The 7,581-nt window shown below is 63.4% G+C and carries 5 protein-coding genes and 2 pseudogenes; 4 read left to right on the plus strand and 3 right to left on the minus strand.

Annotated elements, in window-relative coordinates; all coding sequences use genetic code 11:
- Positions 1-26: 26 nt before the first annotated feature.
- Positions 27-788, minus strand: coding sequence for a hypothetical protein (locus VZ95_RS09355; RefSeq protein WP_045775611.1), 762 nt, complete (start codon positions 786-788; stop codon positions 27-29).
- Positions 789-989: 201 nt separating this feature from the next.
- Between VZ95_RS09355 and VZ95_RS28145 the strand changes: the two are divergent.
- Positions 990-3,011: pseudogene (locus VZ95_RS28145) on the plus strand (YgiQ family radical SAM protein).
- Positions 3,012-3,068: 57 nt separating this feature from the next.
- Here the strand turns inward: VZ95_RS28145 and VZ95_RS29730 are convergent.
- Together VZ95_RS29730 and VZ95_RS29735 are read right to left on the minus strand one after the other, a co-directional pair.
- Positions 3,069-3,521: an aldehyde dehydrogenase family protein gene (locus VZ95_RS29730; protein WP_332308054.1), complete on the minus strand. Its 453-nt coding sequence runs from the start codon at positions 3,519-3,521 to the stop codon at positions 3,069-3,071.
- A pseudogene (locus tag VZ95_RS29735) lies at positions 3,496-4,499 on the minus strand (aldehyde dehydrogenase family protein). The gene VZ95_RS29730 and the pseudogene VZ95_RS29735 overlap by 26 nt, the downstream one beginning before the upstream one ends.
- A gap of 323 nt (positions 4,500-4,822) precedes the next feature.
- Between VZ95_RS29735 and VZ95_RS09370 the strand changes: the two are divergent.
- The 3 genes from VZ95_RS09370 to VZ95_RS26945 form a co-directional block, all read left to right on the plus strand.
- The gene (locus VZ95_RS09370; RefSeq protein WP_052711641.1) at positions 4,823-5,872 is read left to right on the plus strand and encodes an extracellular catalytic domain type 1 short-chain-length polyhydroxyalkanoate depolymerase; all 1,050 of its coding nucleotides are present in this window, start codon (positions 4,823-4,825) and stop codon (positions 5,870-5,872) included.
- 81 nt (positions 5,873-5,953) lie between these two features.
- Positions 5,954-6,808 carry a transglutaminase family protein gene (locus VZ95_RS25400; RefSeq protein WP_198148194.1) on the plus strand — a complete coding sequence of 285 codons (855 nt, stop codon included), beginning with the start codon at positions 5,954-5,956 and terminating at the stop codon, positions 6,806-6,808.
- The coding region (locus VZ95_RS26945; RefSeq protein ID WP_232302578.1) for a transglutaminase family protein at positions 6,805-7,581 on the plus strand (777 nt) is incomplete at its 3' end. The genes VZ95_RS25400 and VZ95_RS26945, both read left to right, overlap by 4 nt.

Consider the following 7,581-nt stretch of genomic DNA (forward strand, 5'->3'; position numbering starts at 1 on the left):
CAAACCCCGGCGAAGCCTACGGGCGTTCATCGTGCCCCGCCGTCGGGGGCGTAGCGGACAGCGGCGGGATAAAGCCGAACCCCGCCAGTGAAATCGAGGTAGCTGTCATCGCCCAGGCGATAGGCCTCCTTGATCCAATGGGTCAGGGTCTGCTGCACGCGAACCCGGTTATTGGGTTTGGACGGCTCCAGACGCACATGGGTGAAGACCGCCGCCTCTAGTTCGGCCTGGTCCGGCGCAAAGGTGAAATGGTCGGACGGGCCGCAATGGACCTCATATTCCGTACAGCCGCGCTTGATGAAAACGCTCACATCGCTCCCCAGTTTCGGATGCTGGTCCACCGCCGCACGGATTGTGCCATAGGCCGCGCGGGCCGCATCCAACCCGTGCCGATAGAAATAACCGCCATAAAGACCGGAGGTATAGGCCGATCCCGCATCCAGCCCGCATTTATAGGTATAGGGCAGGGCGTGGCTCACATCGCGTAGGGCGACCAACTCCCGCAGAGTGCGCGGGACGACCTTCACCTTAAAGCAGGTGGCGCAACCCGTCGGCACCTGCCGCTTGCGGTAAACGTGGGTGAACATGACGCCCATGTAGAACCGGCAGTTGCGGCTTGCGTCCCGATGCTCCCGCACCCAGTTGGACGGCGTGCCGTCGATATCGGGGCGCAGCCATGTGCCATCTTCCTGAGCCCGCAGAGCCCCCGCCGCGACAGCCTCCTGAAGACTGTCAGCCACTGTCCGGCCCGCGACGACACGGGTTAGCACCTCTTGGGTATCGGTCATGGACGTGCGGCCTCTGCCGAACAACTTCTGGAAAACATCTTCCCCCCGGACAGTCCCGGCTGTCCGCATGGGTTTCATTGTATCGTGGGCATGCAGGGGATAGCAAGCTGCCCCCCAATTGCGGCCAGGCTCGATAATCCCCTACAAAAATCAGGGTTTTGCCGCGCTTGACTGCCCCGAAGATCACCGTAAGGTGCGCCGATGGAAACGCCAAAAGCCCTATTTTCATACCGCAAGCACTGGGCGCACCGCTTTGGTCCTGCGCCCTTTCTGCCCATGTCCCGCGCCGAGATGGACGAATTGGGCTGGGATGTCTGCGACGTTATTCTCGTCACCGGCGACGCTTATGTCGATCATCCAAGCTTCGGCATGGCGATTATCGGGCGTTTGTTGGAGGCGCAGGGCTTTCGCGTCGGCATTATTGCCCAGCCCGATTGGCAGAGCGCCGAGCCGTTCAAAGCCTTGGGCAAGCCGGATCTTTATTTCGGCGTGACCGGCGGCAATATGGATTCGATGGTGAACCGCTACACCTCGGATCGGCGGGTGCGCCATAACGACAGCTATACGCCGGACGGCGAGGGCGGCAAACGCCCGGACCGCGCGGCTATTGTCTATTCCCAACGCTGCCGCGAAGCCTATGGCGACGTTCCCATCGTCCTGGGGGGAATCGAAGGTTCGCTGCGCCGCATCGCTCACTATGATTACTGGTCGGATAAGGTCCGCCGCTCGATTCTGATCGATGCGAAGGCCGATATTCTTTTGTACGGCAATGCCGAACGGGCGGTGGTCGAAGTCACCCACCGGCTCGCTAAGCGCCAGCCGATCGCCGAGTTCGACGATATGCGCGGCGCGGTGCTGATTAAGGATCAGGTGCCCGAGGGCTGGACCGAGATTTCCACCGAAAGCTTGGAAGACGGCGAGGAAGGCGCGCGCGCCAGCAACATTCCCACCGTTCTGCGCCTACCGTCCTTCGAGCAAGTGGCGGCAGACCCGGAAAGCTACGCCCGCGCCTCGCGCGTGCTGCACCGGGAGAGCAACCCCGGCAATGCCCGGCCGCTGGTGCAGCGGCATGGTACGCGCGAAGTCTGGCTGACGGCGCCGCCGATTCCGCTGACGATGGCGGAAATGGATGGGGTTTACGATCTGCCTATGCCCGCGCGCCGCATCCTTCCTATGGCGAGCGCCCGATTCCCGCTTGGGATATGATCCGCTTTTCAGTGACGATCATGCGCGGCTGCTTCGGCGGCTGTTCCTTCTGCTCGATTACCGAGCACGAGGGGCGCATTATTCAAAGCCGGTCAGAAGATTCGATCCTCCGGGAAATCGAAACCGTTCGCGATAAAAACGCCGGGCTTTACCGGGATTATTTCGGATATCGGCGGGCCGACCGCCAATATGTACCGCATGGCCTGCAAGGATAAGCAGACGGAAGAACTCTGCCGCCGCCCGTCCTGCGTCTACCCGGATATTTGCAAAAATCTCGACACCAGCCATGATTCGCTGATTCAGCTCTACCGCAAGGCGCGCGACCTGCCGGGCATCAAGAAGATCATGATTGCCTCGGGCGTGCGCTATGATTTGGCGGTCAAAAGCCCGACCTACATCAAGGAACTCGTGCGCCACCATGTCGGCGGCTATCTGAAGATTGCGCCCGAACATACCGAAGACGGGCCGCTGTCGAAAATGATGAAGCCGGGCATCGGCTCCTACGACCGCTTCAAGCAATTGTTCGATCAGGCCGCCCGCGAGGCGAAGAAGGAATATTACCTTATCCCCTATTTCATCGCCGCCCATCCGGGAACCACGGATGAGGATATGATGAATTTGGCGATTTGGCTGAAGCGCAATAATTACCGCGCCGATCAGGTGCAAACCTTCCTGCCCTCACCGATGTCGCTGTCAGCGGCCATGTATTATTCGGGGGTCAATCCGCTGCGCCCAGTGCGCCGGGGCGTTTCGGAAAAGGTCAATTCGATCAAAGGCCTGCGCCAGCGCCGCCTGCATAAGGCGTTCTTGCGCTATCATGACGCCGAAAACTGGCCGATGCTGCGCGAGGCCTTGAAGAAAATGGGCCGGGCGGATTTGATCGGCCCCAGCAAGCAGCATCTCATCCCAAGCTGGCAGCCTGCCGGAACGGGCCTGAAATACGCCGAAAATAAAGGCCAAGCCTTCACCACTAAGGGCATTTGGGCGAAACCCAAACCGAAGCCTGCGCGCCCCTAGGGGGTGCCGGAAGGACGGCAGGGGCAGAACCCCTGCCGTTGCAACCCGCGCGGGGCCTTACGCCACGTCGAACTTTACGCCCTGGGCCAGCGGCAAGGTGCGGCCATAATTGATGGTGTTGGTGGCGCGGCGCATATAGGCCTTCCACGAATCCGAGCCCGATTCGCGCCCGCCGCCGGTTTCCTTTTCGCCGCCGAAGGCCCCGCCGATTTCAGCGCCGGACGGGCCGATATTCACATTGGCGATACCGCAGTCGGACCCGCGCGCCGACAGAAACGCTTCGGCTTCGCGCAGATCATTGGTGAAGATGGACGACGACAGGCCCTGCGGCACACCATTATGCAGCGCCAGCACCGCATCGAAATCCGAATAGGGCATGACGTAGAGGATCGGCGCGAAGGTTTCATCGATCACCGGGCCGGTCTGTGTGGCGATTTCCACCAGCGCCGGGCGGACGTAGAAAGCATCCGGCGCGCCGCCGATCTCAACCCGCTCGCCGCCCGATCTCAACCCGCTCGCCGCCGCTCACGGTTGCGCCCAGGGCGCGGGCGGCATCGAGGGCGCGTTGCATCGCCGAAAAAGCCATTTCATCGATCAGCGGGCCGACGAGATTGCCATCGACCAGCGGGCTGCCGACCGTGACCGAGGCATAGGCTTTCTTCAGGCGCGGCACGAAGGTCGCGTAATGGCTTTCGTGCACGAATAGGCGGCGCAGGGTGGTGCAGCGCTGCCCGGCGGTGCCCATCGCGGCGAAGGCGACGCCGCGCAAGGTGAGATCGAGATCGGCGCTGGGGTGATGATCGCGGCATTATTCCCGCCAAGTTCCAACAGCGCGCGGGCGAAGCGGGCCGCCAGCTTGGGAGCGACGGCGCGGCCCATCGCGGTGGAGCCGGTCGCCGAGACCAACGGCACGCGCGGATGATCGACCAGCACTTCGCCGATATCGCGCCCGCCGAACAGAACGGCGGAAAGGCCCTTGGGCGCAACGCCCCCTTCCGCTTCGAACCGCGCCAAAGCGCCCCCAAACAGGGCTTCCACGGCGAGCGCGGTCAGCGGGGTTTTCTCGGAGGGCTTCCAGACGATGCTATTACCGCAGACCAGCGCCAGCGCCGCATTCCACGACCAAACCGCGACGGGGAAGTTGAAGGCCGAGATAATGCCAGTCACGCCCAGCGGGTGCCACGTTTCGGCCATGCGGTGTTCGGGGCGTTCGGTGGCAATCGTCAAGCCGTAGAGCTGGCGCGACAGGCCGACGGCGAAATCGCAAATATCGATCATTTCCTGAACTTCGCCGAGCCCTTCGGAGATGATCTTCCCGGCTTCGATGGAGACGAGCTTGCCGAGCGCCTGCTTATGGGTGCGCAGCTCCTCGCCGAGCAGCCGGACCAAATCGCCGCGCTTCGGGGCCGGAACCAGCCGCCACGCGAGGAATGCCTGATGGGCGGCGTCGATGGCCGCCTGGGCATCTGCCGGGGCGATAGTGCGCACGTTTCGCGATGATTTCGCCCGTCACCGGGCTGCGTGCCGGAAGGCTGCCGCCGGTATAGCGGGCGGCATCCACGCCCAGATCGGTCAGCAAGGTTTTGACCTGCGGGGCGAGGGCGGTAATCGCGGGCGTATCGATAACGGACATGCGGGGCTCTTTCAGTCGGCGGGAAGGCCCTCGGCGCGAGGGCAAAGCTATTCCGCAGCCTAGCCGCATCGGAGCCAGGGTTTCAAACGGCGCTTCTTCACGAGTTCATTCCGATTAAGAATGATCTTGGCGGCTCAAGGATCGGTGTTTCCCCCGCAGGTGGAAAAAGCTTAGGCTGATGGTCGGCGATCCTAAGAAAGTGTGTCCGGCCTTCATGTCCAAAAGCTCCTTTCTGCGGCTGATGCTGCGCACCGCCCGCCAATTGGTCGACCCGGCCCAACCGGCGGAGGAAGCGCGCGAGCCCGTACCGGGACCGGCGAAGCGCGTCGTGCCGGGCCGCGTTACCGAGATGACGGGCTTCGGCTCCAATCCTGGCGAGTTGCGCATGCTGGTCTATGCCCCCGCCGTGCGGCTGCCGCTGAACGCGCCCTTGATCGTACTGCTGCACGGCTGCGGTCAGGAGGCGGCGGCGTTTGCCGGGCAAGCGGGCTGGATCGGCCTAGCCGACCGCATCGGCGCGGCGCTGCTTCTGCCCGAACAGCAGAGCACCAATAGCCGGGGGCGCTGTTTCAACTGGTTCCACCCGGCGGATGTGCGGCGCGGGCGCGGCGAGGCCGTTTCGATTCTGCAAATGGTGAATGCGGCGGCCAAGAAATTCGGCTCGGACCGCAGCCGGATTTTCATTGTCGGCCTGTCGGCGGGCGGCGCGATGACGGCGGCGCTGCTCGCCGCCTATCCGGGCGTCTTCAATGCCGGGGCGATTGTGGCGGGAATGCCGGTCGGGGCCGCGCAGAATCTGCCGATGGCGGTGCTGCGCATGCGGCAGGCCGACCCCTATAAGGGGCGCGACGCTTTGGCCGAAGCGGTGCGGCGCAGCGCCCCCGCCCATTCGCAGAATATCTGGCCGCGCGTTTCGATCTGGCAGGGGGAGGATGACCGGGTGGTCGATCCGGCCAATGCCGTGCAGCTTGCGGCGCAATGGAGCGCGGTGCATGGGCTGCCGGAGGCCTCGGCGGTTGCGACCCAGGGTCTCGCGCCGGGCCGTCATCATCGCACCTGGGGGCCGCCGTCGCGCCCGCTGGTGGAGCTTTGGACGCTTGCGGGCTTAGGGCATGGCTACCCGATCGAGGCGGGGCGCGGGGATGGCAGCGAGCCGGGGTTCGCCGTGCTTAACGCCGGTCTTTCGGCGACCGACCATATCGCCCGCTTCTGGGGGATCACCGAATAGGCTTGCTGTCGATGGCAAAATTATGAAGCGTGCCCCCATATAGATATTGCGGCGCACCAGGGGCTAGCGTTTGATATTCCCATGCTCAAAGCCGCCCTCCATCACCTCACCGCCTATCGTTACAACCGACCGATCCGGCTGGGACCGCAGGTGATACGGCTAAGACCGGCCCCGCATAGCCGCACGAAAGTGCCGAACTATGCGCTGAAGATCTCGCCACCCGAGCATTTCATCAATTGGCAGCAAGACCCGCACGGCAATTGGCTGGCGCGGATCGTTTTTCCCGATCCGGTCGATCATTTTTCCATCGAAGTCGATCTGCTCGCCGATCTGGCGATTATCAATCCCTTCGATTTCTTTGTTGAGCCTTACGCCGAGCAGGTTCCCTTCACCTACGACGCCGCCTTGACCGGCGATCTCGCCGCCTATCGGGAGGTTGAGCAGCACGGCCCCCAATTCGACGCGCTGGTCGCGGAGTTTGGGGCGTGGCGCGGGCGTAGCATCGATTTTCTGGTCGCACTGAACTCGACGCTTCAGCAGCGCATCGGCTACGTCATCCGCATGGAGCCGGGGGTGCAGCCACCGGAGGAAACCTTAACGCTGGGTACGGGGTCGTGCCGGGATAGCGCTTGGCTCCAGGTCCAGGTGTTGCGCAAGCTTGGCTACGCCGCGCGCTTCGTCTCCGGCTATCTTATTCAGATGAAGGCCGATGTGGAGCCGCTGGAAGGCCCCAAGGGCACCCAGGAAGATTTCACCGATCTGCACGCTTGGACCGAAGTGTATCTGCCGGCGCGGGTTGGGTGGGGCTCGATTCGACCTCCGGCCTATTTGCGGGCGAGGGGCATATTCCCCTGGCCGCGACGCCGCATTACCGCTCCGCCGCGCCGATTTCCGGCGTGGCCGAACCGGCGGAAGTGGATTTCCACTTCGAAATGAGCGTGTCGCGCATCGCCGAAGCGGTGCGGATCACCAAACCTTTCACCGAATCGCGCTGGGAAGCGCTGTTGGCTTTAGGCGATAAGGTCGATGCCGATCTTGTCGCTCAAGACGTGCGCCTGACCACGGGGGGCGAACCCACTTTCGTTGCCGCCGACAACCCGGAAGCGGGGGAATGGAACGGCGATGCGGTGGGGCCGACGAAAGCGGGCTATGCAGATCGTTTGATCCGCAAACTGCGCACGCGCTTTGCGCCGGGTGGCTTGCTCCATCACGGCCAGGGCAAATGGTACCCTGGGGAAAGCCTGCCGCGCTGGGGCTATTCGCTCTATTGGCGCACCGATGGCGTGCCGGTTTGGCGCGACGGCAGCCTGATTGCCGAGGAAAAGCAGGACGGCGATAAACCCGTCACCGCAGCGATGGCGTCCGAATTTCTGCGAACCATCGCTAAGGGCTTGGGGGTCAAGGCCGATTACGTCCATCCGGTGTTCGAAGATCAGCCGGAGTGGATCGCCAAGGAACGGCTTTTGCCGGAAAATGTGACGCCGACCGACCCGAAGATCGACGATCCTGAGGAGCGCGCCCGCATGGTGCGCGTGTTCGAACGCGGCCTATCCAACCCGGTCGGCTATGTGCTGCCGATCCAGCGCTGGAATGCGGCGGCGGGACGCGGCTGGATGAGCGAGCAATGGCGGGTGCGCCGGAAGGCGATTTTCGCCGTGCCGGGCGATTCGGCCCTCGGCTACCGGCTGCCCTTGGGCACGCTGCCCTTC

This window comes from Elstera litoralis (assembly GCF_000963705.1).
In the GTDB taxonomy this organism is placed as follows: Bacteria; Pseudomonadota; Alphaproteobacteria; order Elsterales; family Elsteraceae; genus Elstera; species Elstera litoralis.

Excerpts from the sequence above, each read along its gene's own strand:
- VZ95_RS09355 (WP_045775611.1), bottom strand. The coding sequence starts at position 788 with ATGACCGATACCCAAGAGGTGCTAACCCGTGTCGTCGCGGGCCGGACA.
- VZ95_RS25400 (WP_198148194.1), top strand. The coding sequence starts at position 5,954 with ATGCTCAAAGCCGCCCTCCATCACCTCACCGCCTATCGTTACAACCGA.
- VZ95_RS09370 (WP_052711641.1), top strand. The coding sequence starts at position 4,823 with ATGGTCGGCGATCCTAAGAAAGTGTGTCCGGCCTTCATGTCCAAAAGC.